General features: G+C 69.6%; 22 protein-coding genes. 7 read left to right on the top strand and 15 right to left on the bottom strand.

Annotation, left to right across the window (positions count from 1 at the left end):
* Window positions 1-49: 49 nt before the first annotated feature.
* Window positions 50-754, top strand: a complete 705-nt coding sequence (locus STVA_RS26760; protein ID WP_170216499.1) for a c-type cytochrome — start codon at window positions 50-52, stop codon at window positions 752-754.
* 1 nt (window position 755) lies between these two features.
* Here the strand turns inward: STVA_RS26760 and rsmD are convergent, their stop codons facing one another.
* The 5 genes from rsmD to STVA_RS26735 form a co-directional block, all read right to left on the bottom strand.
* Window positions 756-1,322 (bottom strand): 16S rRNA (guanine(966)-N(2))-methyltransferase RsmD, encoded by a 567-nt coding sequence (rsmD, locus tag STVA_RS26755; RefSeq protein ID WP_170216500.1) that lies wholly within the window; start codon window positions 1,320-1,322, stop codon window positions 756-758.
* Window positions 1,319-2,167 carry a pseudouridine synthase gene (locus STVA_RS26750; protein WP_123690332.1) on the bottom strand — a complete coding sequence of 283 codons (849 nt, stop codon included), beginning with the start codon at window positions 2,165-2,167 and terminating at the stop codon, window positions 1,319-1,321. Before STVA_RS26750 ends, rsmD begins: the two co-directional genes overlap by 4 nt.
* Window positions 2,168-2,174: 7 nt before the next feature.
* The gene (locus STVA_RS26745) at window positions 2,175-2,891 is read right to left on the bottom strand and encodes a gamma-glutamyl-gamma-aminobutyrate hydrolase family protein (RefSeq protein ID WP_123691296.1); all 717 of its coding nucleotides are present in this window, start codon (window positions 2,889-2,891) and stop codon (window positions 2,175-2,177) included.
* Window positions 2,892-2,971: 80 nt separating this feature from the next.
* Complete coding sequence (locus STVA_RS26740) at window positions 2,972-3,427, bottom strand: rhodanese-like domain-containing protein (protein ID WP_123690334.1); 456 nt, start codon at window positions 3,425-3,427, stop codon at window positions 2,972-2,974.
* A gap of 99 nt (window positions 3,428-3,526) precedes the next feature.
* A complete protein-coding gene (locus STVA_RS26735; RefSeq protein WP_123690336.1) occupies window positions 3,527-6,130 on the bottom strand; it encodes a hybrid sensor histidine kinase/response regulator in 2,604 nt (867 codons plus the stop codon).
* Window positions 6,131-6,360: 230 nt separating this feature from the next.
* Here STVA_RS26735 and STVA_RS26730 point away from each other — a divergent pair, with 230 nt between their 5' ends.
* From STVA_RS26730 to STVA_RS26710, 5 genes are all read left to right on the top strand, one after another.
* The gene (locus STVA_RS26730) at window positions 6,361-7,662 is read left to right on the top strand and encodes a sulfite oxidase (protein ID WP_123690338.1); all 1,302 of its coding nucleotides are present in this window, start codon (window positions 6,361-6,363) and stop codon (window positions 7,660-7,662) included.
* A 90-nt stretch (window positions 7,663-7,752) separates the two neighbouring features.
* Window positions 7,753-8,157, top strand: a complete 405-nt coding sequence (locus tag STVA_RS26725) for a hypothetical protein (protein ID WP_142235894.1) — start codon at window positions 7,753-7,755, stop codon at window positions 8,155-8,157.
* 43 nt (window positions 8,158-8,200) lie between these two features.
* A complete protein-coding gene (locus tag STVA_RS26720) occupies window positions 8,201-8,638 on the top strand; it encodes a nucleoside deaminase (protein ID WP_123690342.1) in 438 nt (145 codons plus the stop codon).
* Between the two features lie 212 nt (window positions 8,639-8,850).
* The gene (locus STVA_RS26715; protein ID WP_123690344.1) at window positions 8,851-10,266 is read left to right on the top strand and encodes an ammonium transporter; all 1,416 of its coding nucleotides are present in this window, start codon (window positions 8,851-8,853) and stop codon (window positions 10,264-10,266) included.
* Window positions 10,267-10,376: 110 nt separating this feature from the next.
* Window positions 10,377-10,757: a rhodanese-like domain-containing protein gene (locus tag STVA_RS26710; RefSeq protein ID WP_123690346.1), complete on the top strand. Its 381-nt coding sequence runs from the start codon at window positions 10,377-10,379 to the stop codon at window positions 10,755-10,757.
* 19 nt (window positions 10,758-10,776) lie between these two features.
* On the opposite strand, the gene STVA_RS26705 is transcribed toward STVA_RS26710, so the two are convergent.
* The 9 genes from STVA_RS26705 to STVA_RS26665 form a co-directional block, all read right to left on the bottom strand.
* The gene (locus STVA_RS26705) at window positions 10,777-11,553 is read right to left on the bottom strand and encodes an ABC transporter permease (protein ID WP_123690348.1); all 777 of its coding nucleotides are present in this window, start codon (window positions 11,551-11,553) and stop codon (window positions 10,777-10,779) included.
* Window positions 11,554-11,577: 24 nt separating this feature from the next.
* The gene (locus STVA_RS26700) at window positions 11,578-12,465 is read right to left on the bottom strand and encodes an ABC transporter permease (protein WP_123690350.1); all 888 of its coding nucleotides are present in this window, start codon (window positions 12,463-12,465) and stop codon (window positions 11,578-11,580) included.
* Complete coding sequence (locus STVA_RS26695; protein WP_197735746.1) at window positions 12,462-13,532, bottom strand: ABC transporter ATP-binding protein; 1,071 nt, start codon at window positions 13,530-13,532, stop codon at window positions 12,462-12,464. The genes STVA_RS26700 and STVA_RS26695 overlap by 4 nt, the downstream gene beginning before the upstream one ends.
* A gap of 23 nt (window positions 13,533-13,555) precedes the next feature.
* The gene (locus tag STVA_RS26690) at window positions 13,556-14,608 is read right to left on the bottom strand and encodes an extracellular solute-binding protein (protein WP_123690352.1); all 1,053 of its coding nucleotides are present in this window, start codon (window positions 14,606-14,608) and stop codon (window positions 13,556-13,558) included.
* Window positions 14,609-14,631: 23 nt separating this feature from the next.
* On the bottom strand, window positions 14,632-15,702 hold the full coding sequence (locus tag STVA_RS26685) for a TauD/TfdA family dioxygenase (RefSeq protein WP_245978334.1): 1,071 nt from the start codon (window positions 15,700-15,702) through the stop codon (window positions 14,632-14,634).
* Window positions 15,703-15,850: 148 nt separating this feature from the next.
* The gene (glnT, locus tag STVA_RS26680; RefSeq protein WP_123690356.1) at window positions 15,851-17,182 is read right to left on the bottom strand and encodes a type III glutamate--ammonia ligase; all 1,332 of its coding nucleotides are present in this window, start codon (window positions 17,180-17,182) and stop codon (window positions 15,851-15,853) included.
* Between the two features lie 50 nt (window positions 17,183-17,232).
* The gene (locus STVA_RS26675) at window positions 17,233-18,543 is read right to left on the bottom strand and encodes an FMN-binding glutamate synthase family protein (RefSeq protein ID WP_123690358.1); all 1,311 of its coding nucleotides are present in this window, start codon (window positions 18,541-18,543) and stop codon (window positions 17,233-17,235) included.
* An 11-nt stretch (window positions 18,544-18,554) separates the two neighbouring features.
* Complete coding sequence (locus STVA_RS26670) at window positions 18,555-19,238, bottom strand: protein glxC (RefSeq protein WP_123690360.1); 684 nt, start codon at window positions 19,236-19,238, stop codon at window positions 18,555-18,557.
* Window positions 19,235-20,134: a class II glutamine amidotransferase gene (locus STVA_RS26665; protein WP_123690362.1), complete on the bottom strand. Its 900-nt coding sequence runs from the start codon at window positions 20,132-20,134 to the stop codon at window positions 19,235-19,237. Before STVA_RS26665 ends, STVA_RS26670 begins: the two co-directional genes overlap by 4 nt.
* A 248-nt stretch (window positions 20,135-20,382) precedes the next feature.
* Between STVA_RS26665 and STVA_RS26660 the strand changes: the two genes are divergently transcribed.
* On the top strand, window positions 20,383-20,898 hold the full coding sequence (locus STVA_RS26660) for a hypothetical protein (protein ID WP_142235893.1): 516 nt from the start codon (window positions 20,383-20,385) through the stop codon (window positions 20,896-20,898).
* 48 nt (window positions 20,899-20,946) lie between these two features.
* Here STVA_RS26660 and STVA_RS26655 read toward each other — a convergent pair whose 3' ends face one another.
* Window positions 20,947-21,456 (bottom strand): helix-turn-helix domain-containing protein, encoded by a 510-nt coding sequence (locus STVA_RS26655; RefSeq protein WP_246782847.1) that lies wholly within the window; start codon window positions 21,454-21,456, stop codon window positions 20,947-20,949.
* Between the last annotated feature and the right edge of the window lie 25 nt (window positions 21,457-21,481).

Below are 21,481 nucleotides of genomic sequence, written 5' to 3'. Positions count from 1 at the left end.
CGCGGAGCCCGCAGCCCCCCCAGTTGCCATCGCCGACCTCGTTCGCCAGATGACACCGGTCACGGTGACGACGGAGGACCCGGTCTACAAGAGGTCCAAGAGCTATGTCGGCTATCCGCTGGCGGCCGTGCTGCGGGCCGCCTGGCCCGATGTCGACCGATGGGCCGAGGAGGGCGCCGAACTGGTCCTGACGGCGGTCGATGGCTATGCGCCGTCGATGGACCTTGCGCGCGCCCTGAACCACAACGGCATCGTCGCCTTCCGCGAAGCCGACCGGCCGGAGAACGACCCGTGGGAGCCGTTCGCCAAGGGCCGGTCGATGTTGACGCCCGATCCCTACTATCTGGTGTGGACCGGGATCGCCGCCGACGACCCGCACTTCCGCTGGCCGTACAAGCTGGCGACCGTGTCCGTCACCTCGTTCGACGCGCGCTATGGCGGGGCGGCCCCGCCGGCACGCGCCAACCCCCAGGTGCAACGGGGGTTCCGCGTGTTCGTGCAGAACTGCATGCCCTGCCATTCCGTCAACCTGATCGGCGGTAATACGGGGCCGGAGCTGAACGTGCCGAAGAACATCACCGAATACTGGTCGACCCGGCACATCGCCGCCTTCATCGCGGCACCCGAGAGCTATCGCCTGCGCAGCAAGATGCCGAGCTTCGCGACCCTGCCGGAGGCCGATCGCACCGCCGCGGTGGCCTATCTCTCGGCGATGAAGACGCGCAAGTCGTGCGGGGAGGGCAAGCCCTGCTGATCTATCGCTGGAACAGCAGGAAGCTGATCGCGGCCTTGCCGTAGCGGCGTTCGTCCAGCAGGACAAAGCCGGCCGGGGCGACGAAGGCGTCCTTGACCGCGCTTTCCACCATCACGACCGTCCCGCCGGCGATCCAGCCGGCGGCGGAAAGGGCCGCGAGAGCCGCGTCGACCAGCCCCTCGCCATAGGGGGGATCGAGAAAGACGATGTCGGCGGGCTGGGGCGCCGGCGGCGGGCGCGTCGCATCGCCGGCGATGATGTGGGTCCGCGCCGTCTCGCCCAGGCGATCGGCATTGAGACGCAGCAGATCCAGGACCGCCCGGTCCTTCTCGATGAAGGTGGCCCGCGCGGCACCGCGAGACAGGGCCTCCAGCCCGAGCGCCCCGGTGCCGGCGAAGGCATCGAGGACGACGGCGTCCTGCAGCGCCCGGGCTTCGGCCGGCGCGCCATGCAGCAGGATGTTGAACGCCGCCTCCCGCGCGCGCGATGCGGTCGGCCGCAGGCGGTCGTCGAACGGTGCCTGGAGCAGGCGGCCGCGATGGCGGCCGCCGACGATGCGCAAGGTCATGCCCGCGGCCGACGCGGCGGACGGGGGGCCGTCCTGGCGGCGGGCGCGGTCGGCGCGGATGCCTGCTTCACGGAAGTTTGCCCCGTCCGCTCCACCGCTGCCTCCGCTGCGGCGCCAAGCTGGTCGCGCAATACCTTGCCGGTCACCTCGGCCGCGCCCTCGCGTTCCAGCTCGCCCAGTTGGAACGGACCATAGGCGACGCGGATGAGACGGCTGGTCATGTAGCCCAGATGCTCCATGACCCGGCGGATCTCACGGTTCTTGCCTTCGCGCAGGCTGATCGTCAGCCAGGCATTCTCGCCCTTCTGGCTGTCGAGCGTGGCGCGGATCGGTCCATAGACCACCCCGTCCACCGTGACGCCGTTTTCCAGCGAGGCGAGCTGGGCGGGGTCGACGATGCCGTGGACACGCACGCGATAGCGTCGCACCCAGCCGGTGGACGGCAGCTCCAGCCGGCGCGCCAGGGCGCCGTCGTTGGTCAGGAGGATCAGGCCCTCGCTGTTGAGGTCGAGCCGGCCGACCGACACCACGCGCGGCAGCTCCGGCGGCAGGATGTCGAACAGGGTCGGACGCCCCTGGGGGTCGCGGTGGGTGGTGACGACGCCGGCCGGCTTGTGGAAGCGCCACAGCCGGGTGCGGTCGGCCGCCGGCAGCGGCTTGCCGTCGACCACGATCTGGTCGCGCTCGGTCACGACGCAGGCCGGCGTATCCAGCAGCCGACCATTGACCCGCACGCGGCCCTCGGCAATCCAGCGCTCGGCGTCTCGGCGCGAGCAGAGGCCGGCGCGCGCCAGCACCTTGGCGATCCGGTCGCCCTTGGCGACCGCATTTTCGGGCTCGGTCACGGGACCGTCAGCCGGTCGCGCCGACGAAGGCCTGGAAGATCCGGCCGTCGCCTGCGCTGATGTCGTATTCGGGATGCCACTGCACGCCAAGGCAGAAGCGGCGGCCAGGGTCCTCGATGCCCTCGATGACCCCGTCGGGGGCGACCGCGTCGACGACGATGCCGGCGGGCACCGACTTCACCGCCTGGTGGTGGGCGCTGTTCACCGCCAGCTCGTCGACGCCGACGATGCGGTGCAGCAGCGTGTCGCGGGCGACGCGGACGGTGTGGCCGGGCTCGGTCCGCGGGTTGGGCTGCTCGTGGGCGAGCGCGCCCGCCACCTCGTCCGGGATGTGCTGCACCAGCGTTCCGCCCAGGATCACCGCCAGGAGCTGCTGACCGCCGCAGATGCCCAGCACCGGCAGGCCGCGCTCCATGGCGCCGCGGGTGATGGCCAGTTCGAAGGCGGTGCGCCGGTCCTTGGTGCGGACGGTCGCATGCCGCGACCCGGCGCCGAACAGGGCGGGATCGACATCGAAGGCGCCGCCGGTGATGACCAGCCCATCAATGCGGTCGAGATAGTCCGGCGCCTGGTCGGGCTCGTGCGGCAGCAGCATCGGCAGGCCGCCGGCCGCCAGCACGGCCGCGCAGTAGTTCTCGCGAATGGCGTACCACGGCATCTTGGAATAGCCGCCAGGCTGTTCCGAATCGAGCGTGATGCCGATGGTCGGGCGTTTGTTCAGCATATGCATGGGCCGAATGTAGGCCCCGGCCGCGCGGGCCGCAATCGGGCGCGCCCGTGGGCGGCGCGCCCGGGCGGACGGCCCTATTTTGCGGTCACCAGCGGTAGCTGCAGCTTCTTCCACTCGTCCATGCCGAGCGCGTAGTAATAGACGTTCTGGTAGCCCCAGCCGACCGCCATCTGCACCGCCTTGGCGGCGCGGCCGCAGGTCAGCCCGTTGCAGTAGAAGAGGACCGGCCGGTCCTTCTGCGGCGCCAGCTGCGTCATGCGGGCTTCCGTCAGGTCGGTGTCGAGGATGCGGATCGCCCCTTCGATATGGCCGGCATCGAAATCCTCGGCGCGGCGATTGTCGACCAGCACCAGGTTCTTGTGGGCATCGAGCAGGGCGATGATCTTGTCGGCATCGACCGTCTTGGCGCCGGTGAGCTCCATCGGGGCGGTGGCCGCGGCGGCCGGCGCCGGGGTCTGGGCAAGCACCGCCTGGGTCGGCGCCCCGATCAGGATGGCGAGCAGCGCGAAGGTCGCAAACCGCGTCTTCATGGTCTTCACCCTTTCCGCACCGGATCACGGTGCAGGATCATGCAGCAGCCGCCACTATAGCGCGCTCCCCAGCCCCGCGGCAAAGGCGCCATGGCCGGCCTACGGGCCCGTGGCGGCGGGCGGGGCCGGTATCGACTTGCGGATCGCCTCGGCCAGGTCGACCGTGGTGTGGTCGCCCTTGGCCACGACCTGCTGGGTGCGGTGGCTCAGATACTCGTGCTCCTGGGCGGTCAGGGTCTTGGCCGTGACCACCACCACCGGGATGTCGCGCCATGCGGCATCCGCGCGCAGTTCCTCCAGGAAGCCGAAGCCGTCCATCTCGGGCATCATCAGGTCGAGCAGGATGAGGCAAGGCGCCGGGTTGTGGCGCAGCCAGTCCAGCCCCGCCAGCCCGTTCTCCGCCTCCGCCGCGTCGACGCCGCCCGCCTCGACGGCGCGGCGCATCAGGTCGCGGTTGTCCGGGTCGTCCTCGACGATGAGGATGCTGCGCGGCGCCGACCCGGTCGCGAACCGGCGCACGACGGCGACCAGCCGGGCGCGGTCGATCGGCTTGGTCAGGAATTCAACCGCGCCCAGCGAGTAGCCCAGCCCGCGCTCGTCGCTGATCGTCACCATGACGACCGGGATGTAATCGATGTCGGCATCGGCCTTGAGCGCCGTCAACACGGACCAGCCGTTCACCTTGGGCATCATCACGTCGAGCGTGATCAGCGCCGGCCGCTCGATGCGCGCCATCTCCAGCGCCTCTTCGCCGGAATAGGCGTGGATGGCGAAGAAGCCCTCCTTGGCCAGGATGGCGCCCAGCAGGTTGTGCACGTTGGGATCGTCGTCGACGACGAGGATCTTCTGGCCGGTGGCGCCGGTGGCCGCGATCGAGGCCTGGCGCACCATGGCGTGGCTGGGGGGCACCGGCGCCAGGGCGCCCGGCGCCGGGTCGGGCAGCCACATCGAGAAGGTGGTGCCGACGCCGACCGTGCTGGTGACGGTGATGTCGCCGCCCAGCATGGCCGCGAAATGCTTGCAGATCGCCAGGCCCAGCCCGGTGCCGCCATACTTCTTGGTGGTCGAGGAATCGGCCTGCGTGAACGCGCGGAACAGCTTGCCCATCTGTTCCTCGGTCATGCCGATGCCGGTGTCCTCGATCGCGAAGCGCACGATCCCGGCGCCGTCCTCGACGTTGCGGGTGACGACGACCCGGATGACGCCGTTGCTGGTGAACTTGGCGGCGTTGCCGGCGAGGTTCAGCAGGCACTGCTTGATCTTCTGGCTGTCCGACGTCATCCGGCCGATGTCGTCGGGGCAAACCAGCTCCAGCTTGTTGCCGTTCTTCTCGGCGAGCGGGCGAATCAGCGTCTCGACCTCGTGCACGAGGTGGCCGAGGTCGATTTCCTCGATATGCACGTCCATCCGGCCCGCCTCGATCTTCGACAGGTCGAGGATGTCGTTGATGATGGTCAGCAGATGCTTGCCAGCCGTGCGGATGCGCTCCAGGTCGGGCGAGAAATCGTCCAGCCCCTGGTCCTCGGACTCCTCCAGCAGGATCTCGCTGTAACCGATGATGGCATTCAGCGGCGTGCGCAGCTCGTGGCTCATGTTGGCCAGGAACTCGGACTTCGCCTGCGTCGCCCGCTCGGCCGCCACCCGCGCGGCGTCGGCCTCGTCGCGCGCCGTGATCAGGTAGGCGTTGCTGGCCTCCAGCGCGCGGGCGCGCTCGGCCAGGGCGGCCGCGTAGGCATCCTCGCGCCGCCGGGCGCGGCGCAGCGCGGCCCAGACCGTGCCGATTGCCAGGATCGCCGCCAGCCCGCCCAGGATGACGAAGATCAGGAGCGAGCGGTTGAGCTCGCCCGACAGGAAGCGTTCCAGCGCCCCCATGTCGCGGCGCAGGCGCACGTCGGCGAAGGGTACGCCTTCCGGGCTCACCAGCGGCACGCGCGTCTCGTCGATCGCGCCCTCGGGCAGCTTCACGTTCTGGAGGCTGCGCAGCACGCGGTCGCCGCCATGGGCCAGGATGGCGACGTGGTTGCCGACCCGCTCGTCCAGCCGTCCCAGGGCCGTGAGTGGATCGACATGGACGAAGACGTAGCCCGCCACCCGCAGCCCGCCCAGGGGAGCCACCACGGTCAGCACCGGCGTGCCATTGTCGACCCAGACCTGGGTCAGCTGGCGCAGCCGGTCGCGCACCGACCGGTTGCGTACCGCCTCAAGGAGGGCGGCCGGCGGCTCGCGCGACGGCGCCTCCGTCGTGCGGTCGCCCCAGCGGTCGCCCACCTTTCGCAGGTCGGGCGTATAGACGGCCAAGCCCAGCATGCGCACGTCGCCGCGGGTCAGCAGGTCGCGCCCGAACTCGTTGGCGAGCGCCGCGCGCACGCGGGTCTCGTCCGTCTCCTCGATCAGCGCGCGCACGTCGCGGCTCTCGGCGATAACGCCGGCCAGCCCCTGCACCAGGGCCAGGTGGTTCGTCCACAGCATCTCGTTGGTGGCGACGTCGACCACGCGGGCGGCCGCGCTGCGCTCGGAATTGCGGACGAAGTCGGCGTAGCGATCGGTCAGCCAGGCGCCGATCGCGCCGGCCACGACGAGGATGAAGAGGTTGGTGGCGATCAGCAGCGCCGTGATGGCGATGCTGCGGGTTGGCCGTTCCGGCGTCGGGCCGGCCTGGACTTCCTGCGCCAGGGTATCCGCGCGGTTCTCGGTGCTTGTCATGATGGTCCCGCCGCCTCTTGCCGGATTGCGCCTCGTTGGGAGGGACGCCCCAAGTCGGGGGGCCGAAATCGCGCGCGCGAGCAGGATAGTCGCGACGATGCGCGGTATGGAACGTCCAAAGTGCCTGTTCCGGCGGAACTCACCGTTTTTTAACCATAGCAGGGGTGGTCAATGTCGCCACGATCCTTATCCTACCGGCCAGGAACCATGCATTGCTGAGGGAGCGGACGATGCGCAGGGAGCGGGGAATCGACGAACTCTATCGTGACGATCCGGAGCGTGCGGATGCGCTGGTCTTCGGTCGCCGCGGGCTGCTGAAGGGTGCCGGCCTGGCCGCCATGGGTGCGGCGGTGGGTGGCGCCATCCCGTTCGCCGGCAACCTGCCGACTGGCCTCGTGCCGGGCGCCATGGCCCAGGCCGCGGCCGGTCCGAAGATCCTGAAGATGGACGGCAAGGCCGACCTGGTGCTGCTGGGGGACCGGCCGCTGGTCGCCGAGACGCCGGAATACCTGCTCGACGACGACGTCACCCCGACCGACAAGTTCTTCATCCGCAACAACGGCCAGGTGCCCGAGCCGACCGCCAACCCGGATGCCTGGGAGCTGACCATCGACGGCGAGGTGAACACGCCGCTGAAGCTGACCCTGGGCGAGCTGAAGAAGCGCTTCCCGCACGTGACCTATCGCCTGCAGCTCGAATGCGGCGGCAACGGCCGGGCGGCCTTCAGCCCCGAGGCCCGCGGCAACCAGTGGACCAATGGCGGCGTCGGCAATGCCGAATGGACCGGCGTCCGGCTGCGCGACGTGCTGCAGGCGGCCGGGGTGAAGCCGTCGGCGGTCTATACCGGCAACTATGCCGCCGACCCGCATCTGTCGGGCGATGCCAGCCGGATCACGCTCTCGCGCGGCGTGCCCATCGCCAAGGCGATGGAGGAGCACACGATCCTGGCCTTCGCCATGAACGGCCAGCCGCTCCCGCCCGTCCACGGCTTCCCCTTGCGCGTGATCGCGCCCGGATATCCGGGCTCGGCCTCGGCCAAGTGGCTGACGCGCATCACGCTGCGCGACCGCGAGCATGACGGCGCCGGCATGACCGGCACCTCGTACCGGGTGCCGAAGACGCCGATGATCCCCGGCGGCAAGGCCGACGAAAAGGACTTCGTCATCCTGGAATCGATGCCGGTGCGCGCCATCCTGACCAACCTGCGGAACGGCACCGAACTGGCCGCCGGCACCCGCAAGGTGGCGTTGCGCGGGCATGCCTGGGCCGGCGAGGAGACGGTCAAGGCCGTCGATGTCAGCCATGATTTCGGCCAGACCTGGCAGGCCTGCACCGTCGACGCGCCGCCCAACAAGTACTGCTGGCAGAACTGGCGGACCGAGATGACCCTGCCGAGCGCGGGTTATTTCGAGTTCTGGGTGCGCGGCACCGACAGCCGTGGCCGCATGCAGCCGGCAGCCGCCGCGAACTGGAACCCGCAGGGTTATGGCGGCAACGCCATCCAGCGGGTGGCGGTGCTGATCAAGGCCTGATGCGGACAGCGCGATGGCATTCGGACCCGCCCGCCTGGCCACGCTTTGCATCGCGCTGACGGTAGCCGTGCTGGGTGCGGACAAGGCCGGGTGGCTGCGGGACAAGCCGCAGCCACCCGCCCCGCCGCCGGTCGCGGCCCGCCCTGCCCGGCCCCTGCGGCCCTGGCCCCTGCCGCCCGGGAGCCGACGGCGTCGGCCGGCGCCGTGCCCCCCGGCTATGTCCGCGACAGCGCCGACGTGCCGGCCAACCTGCCCGAGGGGCCGGACCGGGAGGAGATCTTCTGGTTCTGCACCGCCTGCCACAGCTCGGACCTCGTCCGCCGTCAGGGCCTGACGCGCGAGCGCTGGGACGAGCTGCTGACCTGGATGACCGATCGCCACGGCATGGCGCCGCTCGAAGGCACAGAGCGCGACAAGTACCTCGACTACCTCAGCCAGGCATTGCCGCCACGGCGCCAGCGCGGCTTCACCAACCCTTTCCTCAACCGCGAGTAGCCCGTCCCGGCGGGCCGGCTGCCGCGTGACCGATGCCCGGCCCATGGCGCGCGCGCTGGAACTGGCGCGCGCTGCGGCTGCGGCCGGCGAGGTTCCGGTGGGCGCGGTCATCGTCGACGGCGCGACCGGCCGGGAGCTGGCGGCCGCCCACAACCGCGTCGAGACCGACCACGACCCGACCGCGCACGCCGAACTGCTCGTGATCCGCGCGGCAGCCGCCCGCGCCAGGTCGCCGCGGCTCAGCGGCTGCGATCTCTATGTGACGCTCGAGCCCTGCCCGATGTGCGCGCAGGCGATCGCCTTCGCCCGGCTGCGGCGGGTCTATTTCGGCGCCTACGACCCCAAGGGCGGCGGCGTCGATCACGGCCCCAGGATCTTTGCCCAGCCCACCTGCCATCACCGGCCCGAGGTCTATGGCGGCATCGAGGAGCAGGCCGCAGCCATTCTTCTGCGCGAATTCTTTGCAGGACGGCGGGGCTGAGTCAGCAGGGCTGCCGTTTTTTCAGCACACGGTCGCGCATCGCCTAAATTGTAGGCAATATCGCCGGGAGTCGGGAGATTCGGCTCGGGCGGCGATGTGGCACGGAATTTGGACTCTATTCCCACGCGTCCCCCGTTGCCGAGGGACGATGGCACCCGGGATTGCCGCCCGGGACGCGGTATGGGCCAAGGAGCTGCTCAGGAGAGGGTTCGATGACGTCGCCGAACAAGGACAAGATTTCTGCCGAACTGGCGGCGCAGCGGCGCCGCGGTGCATGGACGGCGCCGGTCGCGGTGCTGACCGGCATTGCCGCCGCCGTCGCGGCCGGCCCGGCGTTCGCCGCCGACCCGCCGACGCTGAGCGCCGGTGACACCGCCTGGATGCTGACCTCCACGGTCCTCGTCCTGATGATGCTGGTTCCCGGGCTGGCGCTCTTCTATGCCGGCATGGTCCGCAAGATGAACGTGCTGGCGACGCTGATGCAGTCGTTCGCTTGCATGTGCCTCATCAGCATCATCTGGTTCGTCATCGGCTATTCGATCGCCTTTGCCGAAGGCACCCCCTTCATCGGCAGCCTGTCCAAGATGTTCATGGGCGGCGTCGAGATGTCGACGCTCTCGGGCACCATTCCCGAGACCGTCTTCTTCATGTTCCAGCTTTCGTTCGCCGCCATCACCCCGGCGCTGATCGTGGGCGCCGTCGCCGACCGCATGAAGTTCTCGGCCATGCTGCTGTTCAGCGGCCTGTGGTCGATCGTGGTCTATGCGCCGGTCGCCCACATGGTGTGGGGCCCGGGCGGCTTCCTCGGCGGCACCGGCCTGACCGACTATCCGGGGCCCTTCGGCGTCGGCGCGGTGCTCGACTTCGCGGGCGGCACGGTCGTGCACATCAATTCCGGCATCGCCGGCCTGGTGGCGGCGCTCGTGATCGGCAAGCGGCGCGGCTACGGCAAGGATCCCTTCCCGCCGCACAACCTGGCCCTGTCGGTGATCGGCGCCTCGATGCTGTGGGTCGGCTGGTTCGGCTTCAACGCGGGCTCCGCCCTGGCGGCCGGCGAGCGGGCGGGCATGGTCATGGTGGTGACCCATGTCGCGACGGCGGCGGCGGGCATGTCCTGGATGTTCGCCGAATGGCTGACCAAGGGTAAGCCCAGCGTGCTCGGCATCATCTCCGGCGCCGTCGCCGGCCTGGTCGCCATCACGCCGGCCTGCGGCTTCGTCAGCCCGATGGGCGGGCTGATCATCGGCCTCGTTTCCGGCATCGTCTGCTTCTGGGCCTGCACCGGCCTGAAGCACGCCATGGGTTATGACGACGCGCTCGACGTGTTCGGCATCCATGGCATGGGCGGGATCGTCGGCGCGGTCCTGACCGGCGTCTTCGCCGTCGCCGCCATGAGCGCCACCACGGGTGCCGATGGCGCCGCGGTGGCCGGTGTCGGCGGCCTGATCGAGGGCAATGGCGGCCAGGTCATCGCCCAGATCGTCGGGGTTCTCGTCACCATCGTCTGGTGTGCGATCGCCTCCTTCGTGCTCCTCAAGATCGTCGATGTGTTGGTGGGGCTCCGTGTCGACGAGGAGATGGAGCGCGATGGTCTCGACCTCCGGCTGCACGGTGAAACCGTGTCCTGAATATCAGCCAGCGGTCGAGGGGAAAGGGGGCGCTTCGGCGCCCCCTTTTTCGTGCGTGCGGATGGTGCACTATGGGGCCTGGATCCCGATTCGAGAGGAAGGCAGGCATCATGGCGACATCGGTGAAGGAAATGCTGGCGGCGGCCAATGCGGTCGTGCCGAAGATCACGGCGGCCAAGGCGCGCGAAATGCAGGCCGGCGCCGACGCGCTGATCGTCGATGTCCGCGACGGCACCGAAGTCGCCAAGAGCGGCAAGGTGAAGGGCGCGGTCGCCGCCCCGCGCGGCCTGATCGAGTTCCGCGCCGACCCGGAGAGCCCGGCGCACGACGCGGCCTTCCGCAAGGACCGACCGATCATCCTCTATTGCGCGTCGGGCGGGCGCTCGGCCCTGTCGGGCAAGACGCTGCACGACATGGGCTACACCAACGTCCACAACCTGGGCGGCTTCAAGGATGCGGTCGAGGGCGGGCTGGAGGTGGAGCCGGCCTGACGGCCGCCTTCACCCACGTCTACTTGCGGACCGTGCCGAGCGCGCCCAGGCGATTGAGGACCAGCACCAGCGCCACCGACACCAGCACGATCAGGGCCGATACCGCGGCCATGGTCGGGTCGATGCGGTCGCTGACATAGTTGAAGATCCGCACCGGCAGCGTCTGGTGCGCGGGCCCGGCCATGAACAGCGTCACCGTGACCTCCGAGAAGGAGATCAGGAAGCAGAAGAGGAAGGCCGACACCATGCCGCGCAGGCACAGCGGCAGGGTGACGAGCAGGACGGCGTGGCGGCGGCGGGCCCCCAGGCTCATCGCCGCCCACTCCAGCTCCGGCCCCTGGCCTTCCAGCGCCGCCAGCAGCGTGCGCACCGCGAACGGCAGCACGATCACCACATGGGCGGCCAGCAGCGCCGGAAAGGCCCCGTAGAGCCCGACCAGGTTGGTGAACTGCAGCATGGCGATGCCGTAGACCACCGCCGGCACGATCAACGGCGCGGTGAAGAGCCCGAGCAGGGCGGCCGATCCCGGCGGGCGCCCACGCACCAGGCCATAGGCCGCCAGGAACCCCAGGGCCGTCGCGATCAAGGCGGCCAGCAGCCCCAGGCGCAGGCTGAGCCAAGCGCTGTCGATGAAAGCGTCGTAGGAGAAAAGCTCGTGATACCAGCGCAGCGAGAAGGCCGATATCGGCACCTCGAAGCGCATGCTGGGGGTGAAGGACATCCACACCACCAGCACGATGGGCGCCACGACATAGGCGACCATCAGCAGGTTGAACGCGGTCAGGAGCCGCTTCATCGCCCCGTTCTCACCGACTTGATCTCACCGCCTGGGGCCTGCCAGCCCACGGGCGGTGATGCCCTGGGCCAGCAGCACGAAGCCCAGCGTCACCACCAGCATGGCGACCGCGAGCGCGCCGCCGAAGGGCCAGTTCAGCTCCTCCAGGTTCACCTGGTAGGCGATGAAGGACAGGACCCGCGTGCGCGTGCCGCCTAGCAGCGCAGGCGCGGCAAAGGCCGCCATGTTCATGGTGAAGTTGATGATGGCCCCGGCCAGCAGGGCCGGCAGCGTGAGCGGCACCGTCACCCGCCAGAACACCTGCCAGGGCCGGGCACCCAGGGTCATCGCCGCCCAGCGCAGGTTGCCGTCCAGCCCCTTGAGCGCCGCCCAAAGCGGCAGCAGCACGAAGAGGAAATGGCCCGGCAGCAGGCCGATGACGATGCCGGTCTCGTTCAGCATCAGCCGAATGGGCGTGTCGATCAGGCCCAGGCCGCGCAGCCCGTTGTTGACCAGCCCGTTGTTGCCGAGGATCAGCGTCCAGCCGAACGACTTCACCACGGCGTTGACGAACCAGGGCGACATGTAGACCAGGATCGACCAGGCCTGCGCCCGCGGGCTGAGGCCCGCCAGCCACACCGCGACGGGATAGGCCAGCACGACCGACAGCGCCGTGATGATGATGCTGACGCGCAGCGTGCGCACCAGCACGCCCCAATAGTAGCTGTCGACCAGGCGCAGGAAGTTGGCCCCGGTCCACTGGCTGCGGTCGATGCCGGCCGGCGTGTTGGGGTGGAGGCTGATGATCGCGGTATCGAAGAGCGGCGCCAGGTAGGCCGCCAGCATCAGCGCCAGCGCCGGCCCGAGGAACAGCCACACCCCGCCGCCGAGCCGGACGCCGAGCGCGGCCCGCCCGGCTGCCCCGCCACTCACGGGGCGACCGGCGCCAAGTCGGCGTCGTCCCAGGCGAGGCCGACCGCCGCCCCCAGCGGCAGCGCGCCGGCGCGGCCGGGCGGCGTCTGTGCCAGCAGGGCGTGCCCGCCGCGAGCGATGCGATAGTTCACCAGGTTGCCGAGATGGGCCACTTGGTCGATGCGCCCCTCCAGACCGCCCTCGACCGGCGGCCCCACCGACAGCCGCTCCGGCCGCAATACCAGGGTGGCCGGGTCGCCCGGCTTCCAGCCCGGGAGGGCCGGCACGCGGCAGGCGCGCAGGCCGTCGATCGCGACCTCGGCCATGGCCCCTTCCACCCGCTCGACCCGGCCGGTCCATTCGTTGACCGGCCCGAGGAAGCCGGCGACGAAGCGGTTGGCCGGCCGGTCGTAGAGTTCGGTCGGTGCCCCCACCTGTTCCACCCGGCCGGCGCGCATCACGGCAACCCGGTCCGACAGCGAGAAGGCCTCGTGGATGTCGTGGGTGACGAGCACCGTCGTGATGCCCAGCCGGTGCTGGAGGTCTGCCAGCTCGCTGCGCATGTCCTCGCGCAGGCGGGCGTCGAGGTTCGACAGCGGCTCGTCGAGCAGCAGCAGGTCGGGCTCGACGACGATGGCGCGGGCAAGCGCCACGCGCTGCTGCTGGCCGCCCGACAGCTCTGCCGGCTTGCGCCGGCCATATCCCTCCAGCCGCACGGTCGCCAGCGCGCGCTCCACCCGGGGTTCGCGCTCGGCCCGCGGCACCCGGCGCATGGCCAGGCCGAAGGCGACGTTCTGGGCCACCGTCATGTGCGGGAAGAGGGCGTAGTTCTGGAAGACCAGGCCGATCCGCCGGCTCCAGATCGGGGCGTGGCTGACATCGGCACCGCCGATCGCGATGCGGCCACCATCCGGCGTCAGGATGCCCGCGATCAGGCGCAGGAAGGTCGTCTTGCCGCAGCCGGACGGCCCCAGCACGGTGAAGAACTCGCCCGGCCGGACCTGGATGTCGATGCCGTCGACCGCCGCCGTCTGGCCGAATCGCTTGACGAGCGAAACGGCCTCCAGCCCTGCCGGAGTTGCAGCCACCTGCGTTGCCTTCGGCGGTCGTGCTATTTCAGCGGCAGCACTTCACGCTCGAAGGTCTTGATCCATTCGGCGCGGCTGGCATTCACATGGGCATAGTCGATCCGCTGCATGTCGTTCAGCGCCGCGACCGGGATCGGGTTGTTCGTCACCTCGGTGTTCATGGTGACGTTGCCGTAGCGCTCTGCCCGGAAGCTCATCACCTCCTTGGACAGCCACCAGTTCAGGAAGGCCTTGGCACCTTCCGGATTGGGCGCGTTCTTCATGATGCCGGCAGCGGTACCCGTGAAGAACAGCGGCTTCGGCACGACGTACTTCACCGGGATGCCGCGCTTGGCCATCTCGGCCGCCGAGGACGAGCTGTAGAAGCCGACCGAGGCCGTGCCGTCCTGCAGGAACTGGCCCATGCGGGCAAAGGTGGTCGGCCATTCGATGACGCCCGGTGCCAGCTTCTTGAGCGCATCCATGCCCGGCCCGATCTGGTGCTCGCTGCCGCCATGGACACGCGCCAGCGTGATCAGGACATAGAGGCCGTAGGTGGTATTGACCGGCGGCAGCACGAGGCCGCCCTTGAATTCCGGCCGCATCAGCTCGGCCCAGTCGGCCTTGGGCTCGGCCCACTTCTTCTGGGCGAAAACCTCGTGGTTGTAGATGATCGACATGACGTCGCCATAGGTCATGATCGCGTTGGCGTTGATGCGCGCGACCGGGGCCAGCTTGGCGATGTTGGGGATGTCCTTCTCGTCGAGCGGCACGAAGATGCCCTGGTCGTTGCCGGCCAGGAAGGGCAGCAGGTCGCTCTGCACCACGTCGACCTGCGGCTTGTCCTTCTGGGCGACGGCGGCCGCGATGATCTCCGGCCCGGTCGCCTTGGGCACCAGTTGGACGGTGTAGCCCGTCGCCTCGGTGAACTTCTTGCCCCAGCCTTCCTTCTCCAGCGTCTGCTGGACGGTGCCGCCCCAGGTCAGGAAATAGACCGTCTTGTTGGTGCCCTGGGCGGCCGCCCCGCCGGCCAGGGCCGTGGACATGGCCGCCCCCAGGACGGTGCGCAGCAGGGTGGAGCGGCTGATCGGACCCATGGGAGGGATACTTTCGCGAAGGTTCAGGCGGCGGCGGAAACGCGCTGGACGGCGACGCCGCCACGCAGGGAATTGGGCGCGGTCGAGCCCCACAACACCTCGAACCCGGGGGGCAGGGGGCGGTTGCCCGGCATCGACAGCCACAGCCGCATCAGGCGGCGGGCACGGCCGGTGGTGCGGTCGTCCTCGTAGGCGGTGCGGCCGTGATAGACGACATGGTTGTTGAGGAACTGCATGTCGCCCTCGACGAAGGGCGCGTAGAGGCAGTTCTCCTCGGCCAGCTCGGCCAGCAGGTCCATGGCGGCGACCTGGGCCGGCGTCACCCGCGGCACGTCGGGGAACTCCTGCGCCTGCTCGACATAGGTGCGCGAATACTGGCTGGTCAGCCAGCCGTCGATCATGCCGAACACCGGCAGCTTGAACCAGGGCTGCGTGTGCAGCCCGTCCTCGTCCTCGGGCCGCGAGCGGTAGAAGTCCTGGAACAGCTCCTCCAGCAGGTCCGGCCGGCGCTTCAGCATCTCGTTGTGGATGGTGGCGATGCTGGCCAGCTTGCTGACGCCGCCCTCGATGCTGTTCTGGGCGCAGAGCAGCGCGATCACGTCGCAGCGATCGGTGTGGAAGCGCAAGGGGCCATTGGAGCGGGCGCGCGCCCGGCTCGACTTCACGCGGCCGGCCACCGGCTCGACATAGGTCGGCTGGGCGTCGCCCGATTCGTCACGGACCTCGCCGATCAACTCGCCGCGGGAATTCTGGTGGACGGCCGTGCCCATGTGGGTGCCGAAGCCCCAGAAGATCCGCCGCATGTCGTCCAGCGAATAGCTGGCCACCGGCAGGCCCGAGATGCGCACCGCGCCCAGGCCGGATTCCAACTCCTGCCGCAGGTCGGCGATGAAGGGCTCGAAGCCCGGCAGCGGAAAATCCTCGCGTCGGATCGACAGGGTGGGGATGCCGGCGCGGTCGACGGCGGCGAGTGCCGCCTCAATGGTGGCGATCTGCCCGTCGGACAGCTTGCGCACCCAGGCGTTCGATGCCTGGAGATCCTTGCCGTACCAGGCCACGGGGCCGGGAATCATCTGCCGTGCCGCTATTGCCATCGCTCGCACCTCCGAATGCGCCCAGGCGCAACCCGTGGCGGAGTCAATCACGCCCGGCGGCAACTGTCATCGGCATTCCGCGCGACCGATCGAAGCAATCGGCGCGCCACCGCCGCCGCTTCGATCGACCGCCGCCTCGATCGGCGGATCAGGCGTCGAGCGTGTTGCGCCGCTCCCACTCCGACATGGTGCGCGAGAAATCGTCCCATTCCGCCATCTTCAGCTTGGCATAGCTGGCGACGACGTCGGCGCCGAAGGCCGCCCGCGTGAAGGCGCTCTTCTCGAACAGGCGGATGGCATCCAGCAGATAGAGCGGCAGCCGGCGGACGCCCTTGGCCTTGTGGCTGTCGCGATACATGTCGATGTCGAGCCGGCGGCCCGGGTCGCGGCCGGCGGCGATGCCCTCCAGCCCCGCGGCCAGGATCGCCGCCTGCCCCAGATACGGGTTCACGGCCGCATCCATCAACCGCAGCTCGAACCGCCCGGCCTCCGGGATGCGGACCATGTGGGTGCGGTTGTTGCCGCCGTAGGTGATGGTGTTGGGCGACCAGGTGGCGCCCGAGCGCGTGTTGGGGGCGTTCAGCCGCTTGTAGCTGTTCACGGTCGGCGCGAAGAGCGCGCACAGGTCGCCCGCATGGTGCAGGACGCCCGCCATGAACTGGTAGGCCAGCGGCGACAGGCCGAGCTCGCCCCCGGCATCCTCGAACAGGTTCCGGGCGCCCGCCTTGTCCCACAGCGAGACATGGGCATGGCAGCCCGACCCGGTCAGGTGCGGGAAGGGCTTGGGCATGAAGGTGGCACGCTGGCCATGCGCCTCGGCGATCGAGCGCGCCATGAACTTGAAGAAGACGTGCCGGTCGGCCGTCACCAGCGCGTCGTCATACTCCCAGTTCATCTCGAACTGGCCGTTGGCGTCCTCGTGGTCGTTCTGGTACGGCCCCCAGCCCAGCTCGGCCATGCCGTCGCAGATGGTGCGGATGATGTCGAAGCGACGCATCAGGGCCTGCTGGTCGTAGCAGGGCTTGTCGGCTTGGTCGCCGGTGTCGCCGATGGCCGAGCCATCCGGCGACAGCAGGAAGAACTCGCACTCCACGCCCGTGCGCATGCGCCAGCCCTTGGCCGCGGCCTCGGCGATCAAGCGCTTCAGAAGCACCCGGGGGGCCTGGGGCACCGGGGCGCCGCCCATCCACAGGTCGGCCGCCAGCCAGGCCACCTCCTTCTTCCAGGGCAGCACCATCAGGCTGGCCGGATCAGGCACGGCGAACATGTCGGCATCGGCCGGCGACAGGTCGAGGTGGGTGGCAAAGCCGGCAAAGCCGGCCCCTGCCTTCTGCATGCCGCCGATCGCCGAGGCCGGCACCAGCTTGGCCCGCGTGGCGCCGAAGAGATCGACATAGGCGATGAGGAAATAGGCAATGCCACGTTCGCGCGCGATCGCCGCCAGGTCGCTCGTCTTCTCTGCCTTCGGTGCCTTGGCCATCGCCCTCGTTCCCCCTTGGATGCTGCCCCTGGATGCGACGGCCGTGCCAGCTAGCGGCCGGGAATCCAGCTCGTGCCGGCCAGCGGCACGCCGGCCATGGCGGCAGCCTCCACCGTCAGCGCCGCCAGGTCCTCCGGCTCCAGATTGTGCAGGTGCGACTTGCCGCACGCCCGGGCCAGGGTCTGCGCTTCCAGCACCATGGTCGACAGGAAATTGCGCACGCGCCGGGCGGCGGCATCGACGTCGAGGCGCGCCTCCAGCGCCGGGTCCTGGGTGGCGATGCCGACCGGGCAGCGGCCCGTCTGGCAATGGTGGCAGGCGCCGGGCGCGGTGCCCAGTGCCGCATAGTCGCCGACATGGATCGGTCGGTTGCAGTCGAGCGCGATGAGCGCCGCCGTGCCGATCGAGACGGCATCCGCCCCCATCGCCAGCGCCTTGGCCACGTCCGCGCCCGAGCGGATGCCGCCCGAGACGATGAGCGGCACCTTGCGGTGCATGTCCAGTTCCTGGAGCGCCTCGACCGCCTCGCGCAGGGCGGGCAGCGTCGGGATGCCGACATTCTCGATGAAGACGTCCTGGGTGGCGCCGGTGCCGCCCTGCATGCCGTCCAGCACGATGGCGTCCGCGCCCGACTTCACGGAAAGCTGCACGTCGTAGCGCGGCCGGGCGGCCGCCACCTTCACATAGATCGGCTTCTGCCAGTCGGTGATCTCGCGCAGTTCCTGGATCTTGATGGCGAGGTCGTCGGGGCCGGTCCAGTCCGGGTGGCGGCAGGCGCTGCGCTGGTCGATGCCGGCCGGCAGCACGCGCATGCCGGCGATGCGCTCGGTGATCTTCTGCCCCAGCAGCATGCCGCCGCCGCCGGGCTTCGCGCCCTGGCCCACCACCACCTCGATCGCGTCGCACCGACGCAGGTCGCGCGGGTTCAGCCCATAGCGCGACGGCAGCACCTGATAGACGAGCAGGCTCGATGCCTCGCGCTCCTCGTCGGTCATGCCGCCATCGCCGGTCGTCGTCGTCGTGCCCATCGCGGTCGCCGCCCGGCCGAGTGCCGTCTTGGCGGTGGCCGAGAGCGCGCCGAAGCTCATGCCGGCGATGGTGACCGGGATCTTCAGGTGGATCGGCTTCTTGGCGAAACGGGCGCCGATGACGACATCGGTCGCGCATTTCTCGCGGTAGCCCTCGAGCGGGTAGCGCGAGATGGAGGCACCCAGCAGCACCAGGTCGTCGAAACTCGGCAGCCGGCGCTTGGCGCCGAAGCCGCGGATCTCGTAGATGCCCTCGGCGGCGGCGCGCTGGATCTCGTGGATCGTCTCCGGCGGGAAGGCGGCGGAGTAGCGCAGGGGGGGACGGCCGTCCATTGTCTGTGGCCTCAGTAGGCGTCGGCGTGATCGACGTGGAAATGATAGAGGCGGCGGGCCGACCCGTAGCGGCGGAAGCGGGCAGGGTCGCCCGCGATGCCGGCCCGCGCCAGGAGGTCGGCCACCGCCGCCCGGTCGGCGTCCTCCATCGGCTGCTCCTCGCAGTCCGCACCCAGGCTGGCGACCTGGCCCTGGACGTAGATGACGGCCTCGTAGAGCGAATCGCCCAGGTCGCCGCCGGCATCGCCGCAGACGACGAGGCGCCCGGCCTGGGCCATGAACGCACTCATATGGCCGACCGAGCCGCCGACGACGATGTCGACGCCCTTCATCGAGATGCCGCAGCGGGCACTGGCATCGCCCTCGACCACCAGCAGCCCGCCATGGCCCGACGCACCGGCTGCCTGCGAGGCGTTGCCGCGCACGCGCACGGTGCCCGACATGATGTTCTCGGCCACGCCGACGCCGGCATGGCCGTCGATGACGATGTCGGCCGCCTCGTTCATCCCGGCGCAGTAGTAACCGACATGCCCCTCGACGGTGATCGAGACCGGCTGGGTCAGGCCCGCCAGCAGGGCATGGCGGCCGCCGGGATTGACGATGGTCCAGGCCGTCTCGTTGGTGTCGGGGGGCAGGTCGTGCAGGCGCTGGTTTAGTTCGCGGACGGTGGCCGCCTCCAGGTCGACGGTGATCACGCGGCACCCCAGGCATAGACGGTGGCGGGCTCCGGCTCCCAGACGCGCGCGCCCGCCGCACCCGGCAGGGGCGCGATCGCCTTCCATTCCGAGCCCATGGCGACCCAGTCGTCGGTCTCCGCCAGGATCGCCGGCTTGCAGGCGACGGGGTCGCGCAGCACGGCGAAGCCGTCGCGGGTGCCGACGGCGAAGGTGTAGAAGCCGTCGAGGTCGTCCAGGCCCGCCCGCATCGCGTCGGCCAGGGAATCCCCCTGCTGCAGGCGGTGGGCGAAGTAGCCGGCGGCAACCTCGCTGTCGTTGTCGGTGTCGAAGCGGATGCCGGCGCGGGCGAGGTTGCGGCGCAGCCGGTTGTGGTTCGACAGCGAGCCGTTATGGACCAGGCACAGTTCCGACCCGACGGCGAAGGGGTGGGAATGCTCGGTCGTGACGGCGCTCTCGGTCGCCATGCGGGTGTGGCCCAACGCGTGGGTCCCGTCCATGCCGGCCAGATCGAAGCGCCGGGCGACCTCCTCCGGTCCGCCCATGTCCTTGAAGACCTCGATGCGGCGGCCGAAGCCCATCACCCGCACTTCCGCATGGCGGGCGGCGATCCAGGCCCGCGCCGGCGCCTCCTCGACCGAGGCCGTCAGCACCGCATGGCTGCCGCGCCGCTCGGCCGAGGCGCTGCATTCGAGCGCCAGCGCGAAGCCGGCCGCCAAGCCCGCCCAGTCATGGGCCGGGTCGGGATGGAACAGGGTCATCTTCACCGACCCTTCCGGCGCCGGCCGCCGATACACCGCGAACCCCGCGCTGTCCGGCCCGCGATCGCCCATCTCGACCAACATGCGCGCCAGCAGCCGACCCAGGTCGGGCCGCAGCGCCGCGTTCTTCAGGAACAGTCCGACGATTCCACACATGGGCGCGAGTCTAGAAACAGCCGGCGAACCGGCGCAATAGAAAGCAACAGTTTTTCATCATAGGAAACACGACTGGGCAGCCGCGAACCGCTTGCTCGTCGGACCGGTCAATGGCTTGACGGCAGGAATGGGACCACCCGCCCCCCGGCGAGCTCTGCACGGAGACCAGTATAGGTTGACGATATGACCTCTTTGTCGACACTTTTAAGCCGAACAGATTGTGTGCCTACGGATTGAAGGGTTGCCGCGTGGCTATCGATACGGTGCCGTCTCCACTATCGAGCAAGAAGGATGAGTGTGGTCCCGGCCCTAATCCATCGGACGTGCTCGACACCCGCTGGGATGGTGCATCCATCCCTCAGAAGCACTGGCATTTTCACCGCCAGTTGCTTCAGCGGTACGGCATCGTCCTGGGCGCAGGTGAGTTCGGTGGCATCATTCGCGCGATACGAACAGGCAAGGCGCTGGTAGTTGAGCGACGACGAGGCGACCAAGTCATCTATTCCGTCAGGCTCAATCGCCACGGAGAGCGCATCTATGTTCTCGCGACCGAACTACATCTCATCACGGCTTGGCCGCCCGATCGTCGATTGAACACGACGCGCCGAGCGCACATTCGGGACCAGGCAGATGGGGCAGCAGGAACGCCGAGCGATGATGGCAGCGACTGGCAGATATTCGACTGCGCCGGGTCGACGGTTCGATCTGCCGACGGCGAACTTCTGGTCGCACGCTGGCGACGAGTCCGTGCCCGCGCCGACTGAAATGCGCAATCCGCGCTTATTGCCCCGTCGCATGCAGTCCGGCCGGCGCTAGCGCTCCTCCCGCTCCGACACCAGGATCGACAGGAAGCGGATCGGCAGGCGGCGCAGTTCCTCCGGCCCGTGCGGGGCGTCGGCGTCGAACAGCAGGGAGTCGCCGGGTCGCAGCAGCCAGGCCTTGACGCCGTGGCGATAGACGACCTCGCCCGCCAGCATGTGGATGAATTCCTGCCCGGCATGCTGGAAGACCGGGAAGACCTCGGACTTCTCGGTCAGGGTGATGAGGTAGGGCTCGACCGCAACGCGCTTGCCGATGCCGTGGCCGAGAAGCTGGTACTGGTGGCCGGCGCGGGTGCCGCGGCGCTCGATCGCCAGGCCCTGGCCGGCCGGGACATAGACCGCGTCGCGCTGCTCGTCGTAGGAGCGCAGGAACGCGCTGACCGGTACGCCCAGCGCATCGGCCAGGCGCTGGATGGTGGCCAGCGATGGCGAAGTGCGGCCGTTCTCGATCTTCGACAGCATGCCGACCGACAGGCCGGCGCGGGCGGCCAACGCCGCCACCGTCAGGTCGTGGCGCAGGCGGAAG

Origin of the sequence: Stella humosa, assembly GCF_006738645.1 — a bacterium.
In the GTDB taxonomy this organism is placed as follows: domain Bacteria; phylum Pseudomonadota; class Alphaproteobacteria; order ATCC43930; family Allostellaceae; genus Allostella; species Allostella humosa.
The sequence above is the reverse complement of the archived record's forward strand: the minus strand, read 5'-3'. Positions and strand labels throughout refer to the sequence as shown.